Origin of the sequence: Sutterella megalosphaeroides (assembly GCF_003609995.1) — a bacterium.
Classification (GTDB): domain Bacteria; phylum Pseudomonadota; class Gammaproteobacteria; order Burkholderiales; family Burkholderiaceae_F; genus Sutterella; species Sutterella megalosphaeroides.
In genome coordinates, this window is the sequence record NZ_AP018786.1 from 1,280,463 (window position 1) to 1,300,362 (window position 19,900).

Sequence of the window (19,900 nt, forward strand, 5' to 3'; positions counted from 1 at the left end):
TAGGACAAGGTATGATCTTTTCACTTGCCGGCGGGCCTTGCGTACCGTCGGTCGTCTTTTTGGCGTCGAAGGGCTCGGTCGCGAGCAGCTACTCCCTTTGCCCTTCGCAAACTTACATTGAGGAGCAAATTGATCATGACGGATCGCGTCCCCGAGATTGAAGAAGCGATGCTTGAGCGCGTGCGCGGCCTTGCGGCCCGCGACGACGTTGCCCGTGCGATGACGATCTGCAAGGAGCAGGTCGCCGAAGCCATGGCCGAGCAGGTGAAGATTGCCGAAATCGAGTCGCCCACCTTTGCCGAAAAGGTGCGCGGCGAAGCGGTGATGGAACTCATGCGTTCTTACGGCCTCACGGACGTCGTGATGGATCCCTCGGGGAACGTCGTCGGTCGTCGTCCGGGGACGGGCTCGGGCCCGACGCTCGCGATCGCCGCTCACCTCGACACGGTCTTCCCCGCGGGTACCGACCTCAAGGTCCGCCGCGAAGGGAACCTCTACTACGGCCCGGGGATCGGTGACAACGCCTCGGGCATCCGCTCGATGCTCCAGGTCCTGCGCGCCCTCGAAGGGGCGGGCATCCGCACCGAAGGCGACATCCTCTTCGTCGGCACGGTCGGCGAAGAAGGGAACGGCGACATCCGCGGCGCGAAGGCTCTCTTCGACGGTTCGCGCAAGATCGACGGTTTTATGGCGCTCGACATGGCGGACGTCAATACGCTGCAGAACGGCGCGACGGGCGCACATCGCTGGCGTCTCTCGATCGAGGGCGAGGGCGGTCACTCCTACCTCGACTACGGTCACGTCCCGTCGGCCATTCACGCGATGTGCCGCGCCGGTGCGCTCATTGCGGACCTCGATCTTCCCGAAACCCCCAAGACCACGTACACGATCGGTACGATCAAGGGCGGCACCACGGTGAACACGATCGCCGCGAAGTGCTCGGTCGACGTCGACCTGCGTAGCGTTGACGTTCAGGAACTCGCGAAGCTGGAAGAAACGGTGCTCGCCGCCTTCGAAAAGGCGGTCGAACTCGAAAACGCCCACTGGCCCAAGGCGGACGCCGCCCATCAGTTGAAGCTCGTGAAGACTCAGATCGGCAACCGCCCCGCGGGGCTTCGTCCCGACAACTGCCCGGCCGTCCAGGCGGCTCTTGCCGCCATGGCGACGATGGGTATCGAAGTCAAGCAGTGCCGTCCCTCCTCGACCGACGCCAACATGCCGATGTCGATCAACATCCCGGCCGTCTGCATCGGTACGGGCGGCGTCACGAATCTCGAACACAGCCTGAAGGAATTCTTCGACTCGACCGACATGGAAAAGGGTCCGCAGCTCGCCACCCTCATCGCGCTCGCCCTCGTGGGCATCCGCGACGAAGTGAAGGCCGCGCTCTGATTCTCCGTTGAGGTGCTTGAGGCGCCTCAGGCGCTTCGGGTGCCCTGAAGGCGCCCGAGCGACACGTCCCCGTCTTTTTCGGAAGGCGGGGACTTTTTTCGGTTCGAGCGAGGAGCGGAGGGCGCCGCGAAAGCGGGACGGCCGGCCACTCGCTTTGCCCGAGTGCCGCGTTCGATTTCGCCCGTATTTGCGCGCTCCGGCCCGGTCCTCTACAATTCGCGGCCGACGCGTGCGTTTTTCGCCGCACCGCGCGCCCCTCGCCGAGACGGGCGTTGCGATCCCGAGACACCCGCGAAGCGGTCAATCCCATCTCACAGATCATGTCCACTTACGCCAGCATCATTGCCAACGATTTCGAAGAACGCGTCGAGGATATTCGTCCGCTCGTCGAAGCCATTCTCCTCGACTCCTACGAAATGCGCGTGCCCGTCGACGAAACGGGTGCCGTGACGAGCGCGGCCTTCGACGACGTGGTCGACGCGATGAGCGCGGGCGCCGTCTGCGCGATGTACCTCGACTATCTGCTCGATCGGTACCAGAACGGCTGGCTCTCCCGGGACGAAGCGCAGTGCTTCCAGGAGGCACTCTCGGTTGTGCAGGAGGACTTCGCGCGCGAGAGCGAACTTGTGAACCTCTTCTGTGTGCCGCTCCTTTTGAAGATGATGTCGGGCATGGCCCGGATGCCCGTTGCGAACGAACGGGGCGGCCGCTACGCCTTCTATCACGTCTTCGGCGAACTCCGTCAACTCGTGCGAACGATCGTTGAATCGCAGTCGCGCCTTCCGATCGGTCGCAAGCCGACCGAGCTCGAACTCGAGGTCGCCCTTTCGGCCGTGGGGCTTGCCTACCGCTCGATCGCCCGCACGCTCGACACGAAGTTCGGCCTTTCGACGCACGATTGAGCGTAGGTCGCTCTCCGGTCGGTCGTCGGTCGATTTTCGATCGAAACGGACTCGACGGCTGCGTTGCCGCAATCCTCGCCCTCGACGCTCTCGGGGGCGTTCTTTTTTCTGTTGCGGCGACACCGGAGGTTTCGCCGGCTGCATCTTGCTCCTAGGGTTTCTCCATGGGGTTTTCGTCTTAGGCTCGGCCTAGAATCGATAAATCGCGCGCTTCGTGATCGGGCTTCCGAGCCCGCGAACGTATGCGTCGATGCTCCCCGCAAAACCCCCAATTCAGGAGAAACCCATGACTTTCGCCATGTGGGGCGCACTCATCGTCGTGATCGGGACGGTGTGGGCGCTCATCAAGCGTTACGAGACCCGGTTGGTGCTGCTCACCTCCGGCCTTTTGATGACGCTCCTTTCGCTCGATCCCTACGCCGCCTTCCAGCAGTTTGACAAGTCGATGACGAACGGCTCGCTCATCATCGTGATCTGCTCCTCGATGGGTTTTGCGGCGGTCATGACGCTGACGAAGTGCGACCTGCACCTCGTGAGCCTCCTGACGAAGCCGCTCAACAAGTTGGGCATTCTGCTTCTTCCCTGCACCATGGTCGTGACGGGCGTTTGCTCGATTGCGATCAGCTCGCTCGCGGGTCTTTGTGCCGCGATCGGTCCCACCATGGTGGCTCTTATGATCCGCGCGGGCTTTCGTCCGGCCGTGGCGGCGGCAACCGTAGTGGCCTCGACCCTTCCGAGCTTCGTTTCGCCGGGGTCGTCCCACAACGGGTTCGTCGCGAAACTTGCGGATGTTCCCGTCATGGACTTCATCACGTACACGGCACCGCGCACCGCGATCATCTCGGTCGTATGCATCGCACTGATGGTGCTCGTGTGCTTTCTCTACGGCGACTTCAAGAAAGAGGGCTTTCACGAAAACAACGAAGGCGCACTCGTGAAGCAGGCGGAAGCCTCCGAACTTCCAGAAAATCCGAAGGTTCTCTGGGCGCTCGCTCCGCTCCTTCCGGTGGTGATCCTCTTCGTCGTGTCGCTCACCTGGCCCGAACTCAAGATGAGCGTTGCGACCGCCATGCTGATCGGCATGCTCTACACGCTCGCCGTCACCCGTTCCGACCCCGCGGACGTCATGAAGAAGTTCTTCGACGGCATGGGGCGCGGCTACGGCAACATTCTCGGTCTCATCATCGCGGCGGGCGTCTTCGCGGCGGGTCTTCGCACCTGCGGCGTGATCGACCTTTTCGTCGAATACCTCAAAGGCTCGTCCGAAATCGCCAAAATCGGCGCCGCCGTGGGCCCGCTCGTACTCGGGATCATGACGGGCTCGGGCGACGCGGCCGCGTTTGCCTTCAACGAAGCCGTGACGGTGCACGCGCCCGAATTCGGTCTCACCATTCCCGACCTCGGCTACCTCGCCATCGTCTCCGCCACCTTGGGTCGCGTCACCTCGCCGATCGCCGCGGGCATGATCGTGATCGCCGGCATCGCGAACGTGTCGCCCCTTGACGTCGTGAAGCGCACCGCGATCGCCAACATCGGTACGCTCATCGTGCTCTACATGATCAGTTGAGCTGCGCTCAACGCGCTCGAGAGAAGCCCGGGCACGCTTCGGCGCTCGGGCTTTTCCAAAAGGAAAAGGGCCGCCCGACGGTATGTCGGCGGCCCTCGGCCTTTCAATGACGGACGTTCTTATGCAACAAACGTCACGGGAATCATCGCGACGAAGCGCTGATGGTCGATGACGCCGCGCAGGTACGTGTCGGCCGTGACGCCCGCAATGCCGAACTTCGCCGCGTCGTGCGCGCGGAAGGTGAAGACCCATTCCGCGCCCGAGGGCGTTTCAACGCGGTGCATCGCGAGGGGCGCAGCGGGATCGTTGACGCCCGGTTTCGAAGTGGAGAAGCCCACGCTCCAGAGGATCGACTTCGCGTCGGGAACGCGCATCGCCATGCCCGCGGGGACCTTCAGGGTGAGTTTCACCGTGGCTTCTTCGTCCGAGACGCTCAGTTCGCTTCGGCTCGCATGCGCCTCAAAGCGATTGATGTCGGCGAGGATCGTGCGGTAGCGGCGGTCCGCTTCGGCGCACATTTCGCACGTGAAGCGCCCGAGCGCGGCGCGCTTCGTTTCCGCATCCATCCCGGGGAGTTCGGCGCGCAACTTCCCGAGCTCTTCGCGGAAGTACGCTTCGAGCGCGTCGCGCTCGGCGTGCACGCCCGCAAAGAGCCCGCGGTTGAAGTTCACGAGTTCGCCCAGAACGGCGTAGGTCCAGTAGCTGCGCGAGAAGTCGAGCGAAATGCTTTCGGGGCGTACCGCGAAGTGTTCCTTGCGGGCGGTTTCGAGGTCCATCCACCGGTAGCCCTCGGGGATCGCGCCCGCCATGGGGAACCAAGGAACGTAGACGCCCGTGTCCTGATAGCTCGAGCATCGCCACATGACGGTTTCGAGCGGCTCTTCGGCGATGTTCGCGATCCAGCTCTCGCGGGTGTGCGAGCGGGAAATGTCAACGGCGCTTACGTGGAAGGCGTCCGCGCGCCCGTCGCCGCGCGTGGCGTAGGTTTCGGGATTCGTGATGCGAAGGACGCGCATGACGTCCTGCACGCCCATGGGCTCCTTGGGGGAGAGGAGTTCGGGGTAATGGAGTTCGTCCGCGCACCAGACCCCTGCAATGTCGAGCCAGCCGAGACGCATGCGGTGCGACTTCGTCGGCGCGTGACGGTTTTCGTCGCTCTGGTAGGCGGCCGCAAAGTCGAAGTCGCCGTAGTCGCCCGGGGTCTTCGGCGTGTAGCGCCCCATTTTGATGGCATACTCGATCAGATCGTCGCTTGCGATCACGTTTTCTTTGTCGTTCAGGTCGACGTGACGGATGGCGAGCATGTTCGAGATGAGCATCACCTTGTCGTCGGGGACGCGCTTCGCGACGAAGTGGTGACCCTTGACGATGTTGATGCACCAGGCCTCATCCTTGTTCGCGACCGTGTAGTTGCGCGCCGGGCTCCAGTAGCCGTATTCCTCGACGAGCGCCTTGCAGATCATGACGGCTTCGCGCGGAGTGCGGGCGCGCTCGGCCATGAGACGGCGAACGAGAAAGCCGACGCCTCCGTTCTTGAGAGCGAGGCTCGACTCGTCTTCGAGGTCGCCGTCAAAGCTCGTGCCGCCGCCGTTCGAGCAGATGACAAGGCCTGCTTCGTTGGCGAAGCCCTGGTCGAAAGACGAGCCCTTCCCCGGCTCGAGCATGTTCGACCAGTAGGTGGCGAGCGTTTCGCTTGCCTGCGGGACGGCGGCTCGACCGGGTTCGGCCGTCACCGTTTCGCCCGGAGCGTGGTGCCCGGCCGGGCAGTAGAACTGTTGGTGCAGCGTGCGGCCGCCCGCGTCTTCGTTGTGACCGACGATGACGCGGCCGGTCTTGGATACGTTCTTCCCGACAATGACGGTGGTGCACATGGGTCTGATGGCTCCTTTGCATGGTGGATGTTGGCCGAAGGGATCCGGCGCTCCTCAATCGTTCCATGCTATCGGGAATTCGGCGAAACGGCTTGAGAGGAAACCCGTTCAGACCGTTCAATCCGCTCGTTTCGTCCTGTGTTTTGTTCTCGGGGCGCCCGACCGTAAAACCCAAAAAACCCCGTCAGCGACGAACGCGACCGGGGTTTTTCGGTTAGGAGAGATTTGTGTCGAGCGACTTATTATTTTTGATCGAGGACCCATTCGAGCGAACGCTGAAGATCCGTCGTGAAGATGCGGTCATGATCGACGTACGGTACTACCGTGCGGTAGGAGGCGAGGAGCTTCGACGTGCCTTCGCCCAGAGTGCGCTTTTCCGTACGGGTGCGGATGTCCATGGCCTGGGTCGTGTGGAGAATTTCGTAGGCGAAGACACCGGCCGTGCATTCGGAGAGGCGATCGAGGCGGTCTGCGACGACGTTCACGTTGGAGAAGGTTTCTTCGATCCCGATCGAGGTCGGCACGCCGTAACCCATGACGCTGTTCGTGAGTGCCATGCCTTCCGCATAGATACCCGACATCGACTGCGCGATGTTCGCAAACCCGTCGCCGCCCTTGTTTTCAGGAGCAACGAGGTAGGTCGGGAGCTGCGTGCGGTGGCTGTCAACCAACTGGGTCGTACGCCAGGCGGAAGCGTGCATCACCTGGGCGAGCGCGCGACCGACGCTTTCCAACTGAAGCGCAAGCTGCGTGTTGTCGAAGTTGGCGCAGGAGTTGACGTGCGCGGTGGGCGAACCGGCTTCGTTCATTACGACGGCGGGAAGCTTCGAATACCAGCGGTCGGCCTTGACTTCCGTATTGACGATCGGATTGTCGGTCGTATGGTTGATCGCGGTCGTGAGCAACGCCTTCGCCTGATCGACTTCTTCCATGGCGGCGGCAAGGATGTAGCCCGCGCTTCGGAAGGAGAGCGGGTCTTGAAGGTAGCGCTTTTCGTCCTTTTCCCAGAGGTACGACCCCTTGAGGTTCCCGAGAATGGCTTCGGACGCTTCGTGCTGCATCGGCCAGCCTTTCGTTTCGACCGTATGCCAGAGGAAGGGGGTGACGTTGCCGTTCAGGGCTTCAAGGCTTGTCGCGACGAGTTTCGCATTGAAATTGAGCAGTTGCTCGACCTTCTTCACGGCCGTGACGGCCTGCGCTTCGCTGACGTTCGAATTTGAGAGGATCGAAATGCCGTCAAGCCCGAACGGATGGAAGGGCTTCAGGCCGAGCTCTTTGCGGACGTCCGAAGCCTTGCGGCGTTCGCCCTTCCACATGACGTCCCATTCGCCCATGAGCGCAAGTCCGATATGGGTGGCAAAGCTCAGGTCGTTCGCGCCTTCGGAACCCTTCGAGGGAATGAGAGGCGTCACATCGTTGTTGACGTACTCGGCATAGGCGCGCGCGGCATCTTCGCTCATCGCGGTGTAGCCCGCCGCCATCTGGTTGAGGCGGATCACCATGGCCATCTTGGCGGTGCGCTTGGGAAGGAAAGGTTCAAAGCCCGCCGCCTGAATGCGCATTTGCCGTTCGTTGAAGGCGATCGAAGCGCTACGGTTGGGTTCGTCCTCAACGCCCGCTTTTCCCTTTTCGCCGTCCGTGACGCGCTTTTCCTTGAGAGCGCCGTAATTGACGGTCAGACCGTAAATGTCGCGCCCGTCTTCGGCCGCGATGATCGGCGCCTTGTAGCCCGCACGCAGGCGCTTCGTGCCTTCGTCGGAAATTTTGACGGTTTCGCCCGGAGCGGAAATTGCCCAGAGCTCGTCAACCGTGAGCGTGCGCCCGTCGAGCACGTGCTCGGCGGCATTGGTCGCTGCGGCACTGATCGCCAGGACGGCAACAAGAGTGAGCGGGAAGAAATGGCGGCGGTTCATCGGGTTCTCCAAATTGGTCACAAGAGAAAGAGCTGCAAAGGTGGTGTGGTCACGGCGGGTGCGATGTTTCGCGGTGTGATCGCTCCTTACAAGCGTCACTCTTTACCCCAACCGTATAAATTCATGCTACCTGTGGAACAGTCTTTGAGCTATTGGGTTAAATACGGTTGAGATTGTTACGATTTCCGATAGCGATTCGGCATACGCATCCGTCACCGGCCTCTGAGGATCGATGCGGAGGAATCCCGACGACGCTGTCGGGCGTCTTTCCCGTTCGGCTTCCCGTTCCGAGCCGCGCCCGCCGCTCCGCCGTGAAAATGCGATAATTCGTCATTCCCGTCGGGTGCCCGAACGACGGACGTACGTTGAACCCATTCTTATTGCGCGAAGGATTTCGAGCGTGACCACGAAGAAACCCCTCTGGAAGCCCGACGTCGACAAGACGTCCGAACCCGCCCGAAAGACTCCCCGGCGAATCCGCAGCACGGAGAAGTCGACCGGGACGCCTTCGTCGCCCGAAAAGAAGTCGAAGAAAGCGGTGGCGACGAAAAAAGCCGACGCTGCTCGTATGCCCGCTGCGCCCACTACGCCCGTTGAGTCCGTGACCGAAAAGCCGACGACGGCCGAAGCGACGGCTGAAGCAACCGCGCCCCTCACCGAAGAAGAACGTCGCGCGGCGGAACTTGCCGCGCAACTTGCCGAGATGGAGCGCATCACGGCCGAGTGGCAGGCGCTCGAAGCGCGCGGCGAAATCCCGACCGATCCCGACGTCCCGTTCGTGCCGCCTTTCGTTCCGGCCTTTGCCGAGCAGAAGACCGCTGAAGCGACCGAACCGGCCGCGTCCGTCGAACCCGTTGAGCCCGTTGAGGAAACCGCTCCGGGAACCGACACCGCCGAACTCTCCGCGGCTCCCGAAGCCGCCGAAGCGAGCAAAGTTTTGAAGACCGATGCGACCGACACCTCCCGCGAAGTCGAGGTGCCCGGGCTCGTGCCTTCGCCCGACGCGGTGGCTGCTGCCGCCGACGAGGAGGCGCCCGTCCATCGGCCGTCCCCCTTCGGCATGCAGCGCTCCCCGGTTGCCGACGACCTGCGCGCTCTCATTGCCGAAGCCGCCAAGGCGCCCGATTCGACGATCGGCAACATCGACGACATCGATTTCGAGCATATTCCGCCCTTCGGTTTTTCTCTGCAAAAGCCCGATCCCACGTTGCCCGTGACGGAGCCCGCAAAACTTCCCGACATCGAACTCGTCGACAAGGCCATTCGACTCGCGCAGGAAGAAAAGGAATTCAAGCGCCGCGTGCGCGAATTCGAAGCGCGTCGCAACCCGAAGGCAAAGCAAACGCCTCTCGCCGCACGCCTTCTCGGACTCGTGCGCGGTGCGCTCGAGGAAGCCGCCGACGAACTCGTCGGGCGCAACACGGAAGAGTTCGTGTTGGTACCGCTCAATCCCGTGCGCGTCATCGTGGCGCTCTCGGGCGGGCGCGACTCGATGGCGCTTCTCGACATCGTCGCGCGCCTGTACAGGCAGCGCGATCAGGCGCTCGTTTCCATGGTGACGGGGGTCTACGTCAATCACGGCCTATCGCCCAATGCGGACGCCTGGGAGGCGCACTGCCGCGCCGAATGCGAAAAGCGGGGCCTTCGCTTCGAAGCGCTTCGCGTGCGCGTGAATGCCAAAGGGGACGGCCTCGAATCCGCCGCCCGCGACGCGCGCTATCGTGCGCTTGTGCGCTTTGCGCGCTCTTCGGGGCACGACATCATTCTCACGGCACACCACGAAGACGACCGTATCGAAACGTTCCTTTTGCAGTGGATGCGCGGTGCGGGTCCCGAGGGGCTCGCCGCCTTCCCGAAGACGCGCGACCTGGGGCGGCCGGGCTCTTTCCCGCTGCAACCTGGCGAGAACGGCAACGCGAACGTTCCCGTGACTCTCCTTCGTCCCTGGAGCTCGGTGCTTCGCGCCGACATCGAACGCTACGCGCGTTCGCAGCGCCTCAAGTGGGTCGAAGACGAGTCGAACGACGATTTGCGCTTCTCGCGCAATCGCGTCCGCCACGAAGTGATTCCGATGCTCGAATCGCTCCGCCCGGGCTTTCGCCATGCGGCGGCGCGCAGCGTCGAACTCATCGCGGAAACGGTCGACGTGCTCCGAAGCGTTGCCGAAACCGACCTCGAACGGTGCCGCTCGGAAAAAGACCCCCGTGCGCTCAACATCTTCCGCCTGCTTGAGCTCATTCCCGCCCGACAGGCCTGGTGCCTTCGTGCGTGGTTCGCACAGTGGGGGTTGAAGGCTCCCTCGAAGGCGCGCTTGACGGAAGCGCTTCGTCAGATTCGCGAAACGCACAGCGACGACGCATTTGCGTTGCGACTCGGTCGCAAGGAAGTGCGCCGTTGGGGGAGCGACCTCGTCGTGCGCGACGCCGTGAACGAAAGCCGGAGCGACCCCGACCGCGACGCGATGCTCGTGTGGACGGGCGACGACATCAACCTCGGCATCTGGGGCGGCACCCTCAAGGTGATCAAATGCAAGGGGACGGAGCCGGGGGTCTCGCGCCTGCGTCTCGAAGAGGGGCTCCTCGAAGTGCGTTCCCGTCGCGGCGGCGAAAAGCTCAAACTCTGGGTCAATCGTCCGACGAAGACCTTGAAGGCTCTTTACGCCGAAGCGGACATTCCCGCGTTCGACCGCGCGGACCTGCCGCTCATCCGTTTGGACGGCGACGTGATCTTCGCGGCGGGGCTCGGGATGAACCTCAATGCGACGGACGACCCCGCGACGAATCCTCAGCGCTACCGCTTCGTCTTCGAGCGCGAATCGATGGTGCTCGGCAAAAACGCCGTCGGCAATTTCGCCGACCTCTCCGACGAAGAACGCACGCGCCTCGTTCAGGAACTGAAGTCGGAAGCGACGGAACGCCGCAAGAAGACCGCGGCCCTCCGCCGTCAGGGCTGATACGCCGACGCGCTGCCACCCGCCTATCTCCGTCGCCCGCCCGATACTCCCGGCGGGCGACGTCGTTTCCGGGCTTGGGTGTCGGTTTTGAGGCTCTGTTTCTGTATTTTGCTCTCCCGATCCGCCGCAAAATTTCATCCGTTCCCGAGACGGGGAACGCTTTCTTTCCTCAGAAGCCCGCCGCGTCCCGAGAACGGGCGGCAGGTGAGCTTTTCACTGTATTTTGCTCCCGTCGCTTTCTCGTGATGCTTTTGAGGGGATTTTGAAGGGGCGATGCGCCTCAAACCCCGGCGGGCCGGGGATCCGGCGCGAAATCGTTGCCCTTCGAAAACCTTCAAAACCGGTCGGATCGTTCCCGTATCTCGCAGCGAGGTGCGCCCGGGAGTTCCGGGAACACTCCCTCCGGAGAGGCCTTACGACTGCGGCCCGATTCGTCCCGTGCGGATCTCGTCGAGTCTCAACTCCTTCTCGCCCTTTCGTACATGGGTCCAAAAGAGGCTCCTCAGCCAGACGAAGGCGGGATCCGCACTGCTTCGGCGGTGCCAGATGAGGGAAGGTTCAAGGGACGGAACGCTCGACGCGCGCCCGAGCACCACGACGGGAAGGAGCGTTGCCAGGTTTTGCGCGGTCCGCCACGGGAAGGTGAGTACCGCATCCGTTTTGAGCATCAGGAAGTAGGCCGAAATCCAGGATTCCGTCCAGAGGGTCGTGCCCGAGGTCGATGCGGGAATGACGGCGGGGCCGGGCGTCCCTTCCGCCGTCGAATCCGTGTCGGGATGAACGACGATCTGAATCCGTCGGTAGCGGGCTGCTTCCGCACGCCAGTCGTCGGTGCCGCTTTCAAGAAGCGTTTCGAGCGGGTGACCCGGGCGCACGAGGTGCACGTAGGGGGTTTTGACGAGCGGCATGTGTTCGAACTCGTCGGGAAGGTTCGCGGCGGGAAAAAGCGCAAAATCGAGGTCCCCGGCTCTCAGATGCGCGAGCGTCGTTTCGCAGTGCGTGCGAAAAGCGAGCCCCGCCTTCGGGGCCGCTTCATGGAAGGTCGAAAGCATCGGTTCGACGAGCATCGGGAAGGCGTTGTCGAGGCACGCTCCGCGAAAGACCCGATCGAGCCGTGCGGGCGCAAAGACCGCGTCGACCGTCAGGGCGCGCATGTCTTCGAGCACGTGCTCGGCGCGTTCGGCCAAAAGGAGCGCGCGATGCGTGGGCGTGAGACCGTGCCCGTGCTGCACGAAGAGGTCGTCGCGAAAGACCGTGCGTGCTTCGGCAAGAAGGCGGCTCGCGCTCGGGCCGCTGATCCCGAGCCGCTGCGCGGTTTGGCCGAGGTGACGCAGTTCGGCCAAGGTCGTGAGAAAAACGAGGAGCTCTTCGGTGATGCCGTTTTTCATTTCGTGAAGAAAATTCTTTCTCCGACCGTTCCCGAAAGGCGGGAAGGTCGGAATGGTTCATTGTCGTACGAAAGTCTAGCATTGAGGTCGTTGAGAAAACGAGGCGACGCCTTCGGGGCGTCCGAGCGCCTGCGGATTCTTTCGCGGGTTTCGCGCTCCGCCCCGCGCGTCGACCGTTTCTCAAAATACGCATTCATCGTCTTCGAGGAGCCGCATTGAGGCGGCTCCCGGGCATTCGAAAAGGAGAATCTCGATGCCTCTCATGCACCGTACCGCACTGGCCGTCGCAACGGCCTGCGCCGCTTTGCCTCTCGCCGCTTTCGCCATGGGCGGCGCGTCCGGTCCGAAAACGACCTACGAAACGCAGGGGCACTTGGGCGAAATCATCGTGAATCCCTACAAGGTGGCGCCCCTGACGGCCGTCATCCGCAACGGCGGCTACGTGATCGAAAAGGCCAAGGTGACGGTGCTTCCGAAGGCGGGCGGCGTCCCGATTTCCTACAACGTGAGCCGCCGCATGCTGCTTACGCACGGGGGCGTTCCCGTTTTCGGGCTCTATCCCGACTACGTCAATAAGGTTCGCGTCGAATACACGCGTCTTTTCAACGGCAAGTCCGAAACCTTCGACGACACGTACGACATCTACGCGTCCCCGATGTACGGCGAAGCGCAGGGGCTGCGCTTCCAGAAGTCCGCTTTCCCGCGCGTCAAGCCCGTGAAGGTCGATCCGAAGTTCAAGGACCGCCTCTACCTCCTCAACAACGCCGCGGACCTCGCGGGCAAGGCCGCGCACATGGTCTGGAACAACCCCATGGGCGGCGCTCTCGAGTGGAGCTTCTATCCGCAAAACGGCATCGTCGACACGACGGGCGAATACCGCTGGTATCTCTTTGCCGAACCGATCTACGACGTGGGCAATCCCTTCTGGGGCGGCGACATGATGGGCTTTCGTCAAACGGCCGACGGCGCCTTCACCTGGGGCTACGGTCAGCGCTACGTGAAGTACGACCTCATGGGGCGTGAAATCTGGAATCGTCCGCTTCCGATGAACTACAACGACTTCTCGCACGCGCTCGATCCCGCTCAGAACGGGCACTTCTTCCTGCGTGTGGGGAGTTCCAACCTGAAGCTGCCCAACGGGAAGAACGTGCGCACGGTGCGCGACGTGATCGCCGAAGTGGATGCGGACGGCTACGTCGTGGACGAATTCCGTCTCTTCGACATTCTCGACCCGTATCGCTCCGACGTCATCAAGGCGCTCGATCAGGGGGCGGTGTGCCTCAACATCGACGCTTCGAAGGCCGGGAAGACCCTCTCCGAAGAAGACATCAAGGCGCTCAACGAGTCGGATCAGTTCGGCGACATCGCCGGCACGGGTGCGGGTCGCAACTGGGCCCACGTCAACTCCGTCGACTACGACCCGACCGACGACTCGATCATCATCTCCTCGCGCCACCAGTCGGCCGCGATCAAGATCGGTCGCGACAAGAAGGTGAAGTGGATCATGGGGGCGCCCCGCGGCTGGAAGGGCGAATTCGCCGACAAGGTTCTGAAGCCCGTCGACAAGAACGGCAAGCCCATCGCCTGCACGGACGCCACGTGCGAGGGCGGGTTCGATTGGACGTGGACCCAGCACACGGCCTGGCGCATCGACGCGAAGAGCAAGCCCGGCATCGTCTACCTCTCGGTCTTCGACAACGGCGACGCTCGCGGCATGGAACAGCCCGCGCTTCCCGAAATGAAGTACAGCCGTGCGGTGGTCTACAAGATCGACGAAAAGGCGATGACGGTCGAGCAGATTTGGAGCTACGGCGAAGAGGCGGGCCACGACTGGTTCAGCCCGGTGACGTCTCTCACCGAATACCACGCCGACAAGGACTCGATCTTCGTCTATTCGGCGACGGCCGGCGCTTCGTTCGACCTCGCGACGGGGGCCTTCACCTCGGCGCCGAACCCCTACGTGATGGAATTCAACTGGGGCGAAACGGAACCCGCGGTCGAAATGCGCGTCGAATCGACGACGGGATACCAGGCGATGCCGGTCGACATCTCGATTGCGTTCGAGAAGTAATCGACCGCACTCCGAGCCGTCGAGCGACTTGAACGGCTCGGCCGGCTCGATCGTAGGCGCACGCAACCGCGCTCCGATCCGTACGAGGTCGGGGCGCGGTTGGTGTTTCCGATGCGCGCTATGCTTGAGGGCGGCGGATCTTCCCGTGTCCGGGAACGCTTCCCGCGCCGGAGATCCTAGCTGCCGCCTTCATACAACTCACGCTTTTTCAAACGATCATGCCGAACCTGCACCTCATTGTTGCCGATATCACGACGCTTCACGTCGACGCCGTGGTGAGCGCCGCCAACCGTACGCTCCTTTCCGCCGGGGGCGTGGGCGGCGCCATCCATCGTGCGGCGGGGCCGAAACTGCGCGCACTCTGCGAGACGCTTGGGCCCATCGAGTACGGCGAGTGCGTGATGACGCCGGGGTTCGAGCTTCCCGCGCGCTTCGTGATCCACGCGGCGGGACCCGTATGGCGCGGGGGCGACTGGGAAGAAGAGGCGCGTTTGGCCTCGTGCTACCGCCGTGCGCTCGATCTTGCGACGGAAGCGAATCTCGCGAGCGTTGCGTTTCCCTGCATCAGTACGGGCGCCTATGCGTTTCCGAACGAGCTTGCGGCATGCATCGCGGTCGAGACCGTGCGCGCCCATCCGTTTGCGGGCGACGTCAAGTTCGTCATCGCGCGCGAGATCGACCTGAAGGCCTACGAGGCCGCATGGCCGACGGAGCTCCCGTTTTCCGTCGAAGGGCTCGACTGAGGACGCATGCGGCTAACCGACCTTTTCCCGAAAGTCGCAGGGCTCTCTATCCGATAAAATTTGTCCGTTGGGGTCGAATGCCGGAAGGCGTTCGACCGATCGCATCGAACAAGATTTTGAGTGCAGAGCGGATTCATGGCGGGTGGAAAGAAGTACGGATCGGCGGGAATTCCCCCGTGGCTTGACGACGAGAACGCGGCTCCGCAGGCGCCGGCCGCCTCGACGCCTTCGAATCCTTCGAATCCTTCGAATCCTTCGCAGGCTCCGACGGCTTCTGCGACGACCGCGAAGTCTTCCGCTTCCTCTTTGTCCGCTGCAAAACACGCTGCAAAGCCCGCCGCGCCGCAGTCCGAATCGCCCCGATGCGCTTCGGTGACGCCCGACAAGCCTGCTTCCGGGAACGCCTCGGACGTTCCTCCTTGGGTTGCCGTTGAAGGGGAGGAGGGGTTCGGTCCCTTGGAAATCCCGCCGAGCACGCCGCAGACGGGCGGGCTCTTTTCGGCGGCGGACCTCGACGGCCCGAAGACCACCAAGCCCAACAAGCTCTCCAAGCCCTCCGCATCCCGCCCGTCGCCCGACCCGCTCGTCGCGTCCCTTGACGTTCACGACATCGACGATCCGCTCGAAGACGCGGTCTGGGCTGTGTACGCGCCGCTCGTCGCTTCGAGGCCCTCCGCGTTGCGTCCTCATGCCTCGTCCGATACGTCGAGCCGAACTTCAGCCCATACGTCGTCTCATACGTCGACCCGCACGTCGAAGCGCCCTGCCTCGGGCGTGCGGTACGACCCGGCCGAACATGCCGCCGTTGACGAGCACGCCCCCTGGATGGAGAGCCCGCCCCAAGCGGGTGCCGCAGCCGAGGCCGCTGTCGCCGCAGTCCCTGCGTCCGCTGCGCGTGCCCCGTCGGCAACCGAGGCGAAAGCTCCGGCAGCGAAACATACCCAACATACGGAAGTCCCCGTCAAGACCCACGTCCGATCGCCCGCTCCGACGCACGAGAAGACGCACGAGAATGCTCCCGAGAAGGTGCACGCACACGCTCGTGCGGCAGTCCCAGGAACGGATCCGAAAGCGAAGCCTCAAGCGCAGCCCCCGCAGCCCACGCAGTCCCAAACGGTCCCCTATGAGGACCCCACGGAGGCTCCCTCCAAGGTCTTCGCGAAAAAGCCCGACTCCGATCCCGCGCACGCGTCGTCTGCGAACCCCATGCCTTCGAGCCCCCGGCTTGGGGGAGGCGTACCTCCCGCGGACCCGACCGAAGCCGCGCCGCGGCCGCTTACGAAGGAAGAAGAGCACCGCGCCGAGGTCCTGCGCTTTTGGTCCGCCCTCGAACTCTTTTCGCCGCCGGGATTTTCGGAAATCTCGACGGAGCGCTCCGCCCTTTGTCGGTGGCGGCCCGGCGCGAGCGACGTTCGGAGTCTTGAAGCGCGCGCCTTCTGGGAGAGCGAACTCTGGCCCGAGGGCGCCGTTCAGATCGACACGAAAGCCTTGCCGCGTGAAGAAGTGCGCGCAGCGGTGCCGTACTTCCGGGTGTATCTGGGGATCGTGCCTTTGCGCACGCTCTTTTCACACGTGTTGCGCGTTCTCGAAGTGCCGCTCGGCTCAAGCCGACCTGCGGAGGACGCCCTCTATCAGCCGGGTGCGGCGCGCCGCGGGGTCCTCGCGGAGAATCCGGGGCTGGAGCCCGTCCTTGCCGAGGCGTCGAACATTCGGGGAACGGCCTTTCTCGCGTGCTTTGAACTCAACCCCTGGGGAAAACTCGTTCCGGGAAGCTTCCGACTCTCGGACATCGTGTCGGCTCTGAGCCTCGCGGTTCGGAAAAAGCGCGGGGCGGCGGAACTCCGTCGTCGGGGCGAACGCATCCCGAAGGACTTCTTCGCCGTTCCCTTCACGATCGAAGACGCCGCCCTGCGAAACGGGTTCTACACGGAGCACTTCTCGGAATACGCCCGAAAGACGCTCGGGACGGACGCGTCGCATCCGGGCTACAAGCGTACGCTCGATCGCGACGGGGTCGTGACGATCGAGGACCCGCAGGGTGACGCGAAGCGTGCGAGCGCCGACTTCGTCGAATACGTCTCGACCCGAATCGCGTCCTGGATCGGGTGGGGCGAAGTCTTCGACTGCGCCGTGCGCGTTTCGAAACACGACGCCCGCTGGGAGCCCTCGTCCGAAGACGGCGAATGCCTCGGGAGCTTCTACCTCGGGGACTTGCGTCGCCTTTTGCGCCTCGCGGAAGCGGGCGAGTCGCTCGGGAAACCCCTGGAAACGCTCCTCGGTCGGGCGAGCCGTCCCGAAGAGCGCCACGATATCCTGCGCGAACCCGCCGCCGTGAAGGCGGCCCTCAACCCCGAGCGCTTCCCTCTCGGGCGGTGGCCGAGCGACGCGTCGCACCACCTCTACGCCGCGCAGCAGGCGGCCGTCAACATCGTCTGCGCGCCGCTCGGTCGCGGGACCGAATTCGGAAAGAAGGTCAACGGGGAGGGGGATGCCGCTACGTTGTCGGCGTCCGCCGCCGCCCCCCTTTCAACGTCCTCTTCGACGCCCTCGACGTCTTCGATGCCCGTTTCGGACAAAGCCTGTCCGCCGATTCTGTCCCTCAACGGCCCTCCGGGCACGGGGAAGAGCTGGCTCTTGCGCGACGTCGTCGCCGACATCGTCGTGGCGCGCGCCGAGACGCTCTCCGGGCTCGAACATTCGAGCGACGTTTTCGATTCCACCCGATCCGTCACGATCGAAACGAACGGCGAAACGCTCGACATTCGTCCCGTGCGCTCGGATCTGACCGCCCCCTTTACGATCGTCGTCGCCTCGAACAACAACGCGGCCATTCGCAACATCACCGACACGCTCCCGCGAAGCTTTTCGCTCTCGCGCCGCAAGGTCGACCCGCGCACGGGGCGTGAAACGAAGAGCGCCCCCTTCGGCTACTGGCGCGATACGGCCTTGAAGATGCTGCGGGGTCTCGAATTCCTGACGGGCGGCAACGCTCCGAGCGGCAGTCGCACCGCCCGAGCCGGGGTCGATCCGACGTCGGCCGCGGCGGGCGCTCTGGAAAAGAGCGTCTGGGGGCTCGTTTCCGCCACGCTCGGTCGGCGGGCGAACTGCCGGCGCTTTGCCTTCGACGTCCTTACGACGGCAAAGCCCGCGCCGGAAGCGGCGGCCTCGGAGGGTCGCGACCCGATGCGTCCGAGCAACCCGAGCGCTGCGAACGGCACTGACGCCGCCCCTTCGTCCGCCGAACACGATGCGTCGCTTCCCGCGCAGCTTCGCGAAGAAGCGCGCTATCTGAATTTCACCGACACCTCTCCGGAAGAAAACTGGATTCGCGCGCGCGATCAGTTCCTCGCGATTCGCGAGCGGGTCGTGAAACGGATCGAGCGCTATGCGGGCTCGTCCATGAAGCCCTCGCTTTTTACGCGCTCCTTCGAAGAAGACCCCTCGCAGCACAAAACGAGCCTCTGGGTGGACGAAGCGTTCGAGCGGGACCGCTCGGAACTTTTCCTCGCGGCGCTCTCGCTCCATGCGGCGCTGCTCGTCGCGCAGGCGGAAGCTTTTGCGAACAACTTCGAGATGGCGGGGCGTTGGTTGAAGAGCGGGCAGACGCAATTCCGATCGGGAAGCGCGATCGACCTCTTTCGGCTGCTTTCGCTTGCCGTTCCCGTCGTTTCGACGACGCTTGCGAGTGCCGAGCGTCTTTTCAGCGGCGTGCGACGCGAAGAAATCGGCTGGCTCTTCGTCGACGAAGCGAGTCAGGCCACCGCCGGCGCGGCGGCGGGACTGCTTGCGCGCTCCAAGCGCGCGGTCGTGCTCGGCGACCCCCGTCAGCTGATGCCGGTCGTGACGATGCCGGAGCCCTTGGTCGAGTACCTGCGCGAGCGGCTTGCGCGTTCTCGGGCGGTGGAACCTTTCTGGGGGCCCCTGCGTTCGTCCCTTCAGTCCCTCGTCGACCGCACGATGACCGTGGGGGCCGCCATTCGCGACGCCGAAACGCAGGACGAAGTCTGGACGGGCTTGCCCCTTCGAACGCACCGCCGTTGCGGCTCGCCCATGTTCGAAATCTCGAACGCCGTCTCGTACGCCAACCAGATGGTGCAGATGACGCCGCGAACGGACGACGGTCGTCCGCAGCTCTCGCGCTGGATCGACGTCGTGCCGCGGACGGTGCCGGGTGCTAAGCACGCGCAGGCCTCGGCGGCTGGCGCTCGGGCAAGCGGCTCGGATGCGGGGGATGCCTCCGCTACGCACGAAACGGGGTTCGTCGCGAAGCGCGACCCGAAGATCGTCGGGGAAGAGCTCGAATGGATGAGTCGCGAGTTGCGGGCGTTGGAGAGCGACCGTCGGTTCCGTCATGCGTCGGTCTTCGTCCTTTCGCCCTTCCGAAGCGTGGCGGATGCGGCCGCATCGATCGTCAGGAGCCTCCGACTTCGTTCGATTGTCGTTCGTGCCGACACCGTGCACGCCTTCCAGGGGCAGGAAGCCGACATCGTCGTTCTCGTTCTCGGGAGCGCCCCGGGCGAAGCGGGGAAGCGCCAGCGCCGCTGGGCGGCCTCGCCCGTCAATCTCATCAACGTGGCGGTGACGCGCGCGCGGCGCGACCTCGTCGTGATCGGGAACTACGAGGAGTGGACGGCAGAACCCGTCTTCCGACTCGTGAGCGAACACCTGGAGCGCGAAACGACCGAACCCGTCGAGGTGACGGTCTTCGACAAATCCTCCCGCAAGGCGCAGGAAGAGGTGCGCGAAGCGGATTTGTTCGACGCGTACGCGGACATGAACGCGCCGCTTCCCGAACCGGATCTGCCGCCCGCGCCGCCGATCGAGTTTGAGAGCGATCCCGAAAGTGCTCCCGATTTCGGTCCCGACGACGTGCCGCCCGAGCATTCGGAGTCCGGTTGATGAATCCCGAAAACATCGAAATCGTCCCGATCGTATACATTCGCACACATTTTGCGGTGCGGCGAAACAATATGGTTTACCTAGGGATCTTCACGCAGTCGGGAGCGTTTGCTACCATGAACCCGGCGATCCGGTTCTGCGGGGGCGACGCTCCGGACATCTCGGGAAAGAGGGCGTTGCGACGGGAAGAAGAGACGGATC

Annotated in this window: 10 protein-coding genes; 7 read left to right on the plus strand and 3 right to left on the minus strand. The window is 63.7% G+C overall.

From position 1 onward, the window contains the following. The first annotated feature begins 135 nt into the window (after window positions 1–135). The 3 genes from S6FBBBH3_RS05460 (at window position 136) to dcuC (ending at window position 3,861) form a co-directional block, all read left to right on the plus strand. Window positions 136–1,392, plus strand: a complete 1,257-nt coding sequence (locus S6FBBBH3_RS05460) for a M20/M25/M40 family metallo-hydrolase (protein ID WP_120176786.1) — start codon at window positions 136–138, stop codon at window positions 1,390–1,392. 320 nt (window positions 1,393–1,712) lie between these two features. Beyond that, complete coding sequence (locus S6FBBBH3_RS05465) at window positions 1,713–2,294, plus strand: hypothetical protein (protein ID WP_120176787.1); 582 nt, start codon at window positions 1,713–1,715, stop codon at window positions 2,292–2,294. A gap of 286 nt (window positions 2,295–2,580) precedes the next feature. Further along, complete coding sequence (dcuC, locus tag S6FBBBH3_RS05470; protein ID WP_120176788.1) at window positions 2,581–3,861, plus strand: C4-dicarboxylate transporter DcuC; 1,281 nt, start codon at window positions 2,581–2,583, stop codon at window positions 3,859–3,861. Between the two features lie 119 nt (window positions 3,862–3,980). Here the strand turns inward: dcuC and S6FBBBH3_RS05475 are convergent, their stop codons facing one another. Together S6FBBBH3_RS05475 and S6FBBBH3_RS05480 are read right to left on the minus strand one after the other, a co-directional pair. Further along, the gene (locus S6FBBBH3_RS05475) at window positions 3,981–5,732 is read right to left on the minus strand and encodes a C69 family dipeptidase (RefSeq protein WP_120176789.1); all 1,752 of its coding nucleotides are present in this window, start codon (window positions 5,730–5,732) and stop codon (window positions 3,981–3,983) included. Between the two features lie 242 nt (window positions 5,733–5,974). Further along, window positions 5,975–7,645 (minus strand): HAL/PAL/TAL family ammonia-lyase, encoded by a 1,671-nt coding sequence (locus tag S6FBBBH3_RS05480; RefSeq protein WP_120176790.1) that lies wholly within the window; start codon window positions 7,643–7,645, stop codon window positions 5,975–5,977. Between the two features lie 400 nt (window positions 7,646–8,045). Between S6FBBBH3_RS05480 and tilS the strand changes: the two genes are divergently transcribed. Beyond that, window positions 8,046–10,598, plus strand: a complete 2,553-nt coding sequence (gene tilS, locus S6FBBBH3_RS05485) for a tRNA lysidine(34) synthetase TilS (protein ID WP_232008842.1) — start codon at window positions 8,046–8,048, stop codon at window positions 10,596–10,598. A gap of 413 nt (window positions 10,599–11,011) precedes the next feature. On the opposite strand, the gene S6FBBBH3_RS05490 is transcribed toward tilS, so the two are convergent. Next, window positions 11,012–11,986, minus strand: coding sequence for a LysR family transcriptional regulator (locus tag S6FBBBH3_RS05490; RefSeq protein WP_120176791.1), 975 nt, complete (start codon window positions 11,984–11,986; stop codon window positions 11,012–11,014). Window positions 11,987–12,239: 253 nt separating this feature from the next. Between S6FBBBH3_RS05490 and S6FBBBH3_RS05495 the strand changes: the two genes are divergently transcribed. From S6FBBBH3_RS05495 to S6FBBBH3_RS05505, 3 genes are all read left to right on the plus strand, one after another. Next, window positions 12,240–14,057 (plus strand): aryl-sulfate sulfotransferase, encoded by a 1,818-nt coding sequence (locus S6FBBBH3_RS05495; protein WP_120176792.1) that lies wholly within the window; start codon window positions 12,240–12,242, stop codon window positions 14,055–14,057. A 218-nt stretch (window positions 14,058–14,275) separates the two neighbouring features. Next, window positions 14,276–14,800, plus strand: a complete 525-nt coding sequence (locus S6FBBBH3_RS05500) for a macro domain-containing protein (RefSeq protein WP_120176793.1) — start codon at window positions 14,276–14,278, stop codon at window positions 14,798–14,800. A 372-nt stretch (window positions 14,801–15,172) separates the two neighbouring features. After that, a complete protein-coding gene (locus S6FBBBH3_RS05505) occupies window positions 15,173–19,699 on the plus strand; it encodes a DEAD/DEAH box helicase (RefSeq protein WP_170143835.1) in 4,527 nt (1,508 codons plus the stop codon). Window positions 19,700–19,900 lie beyond the last annotated feature (201 nt).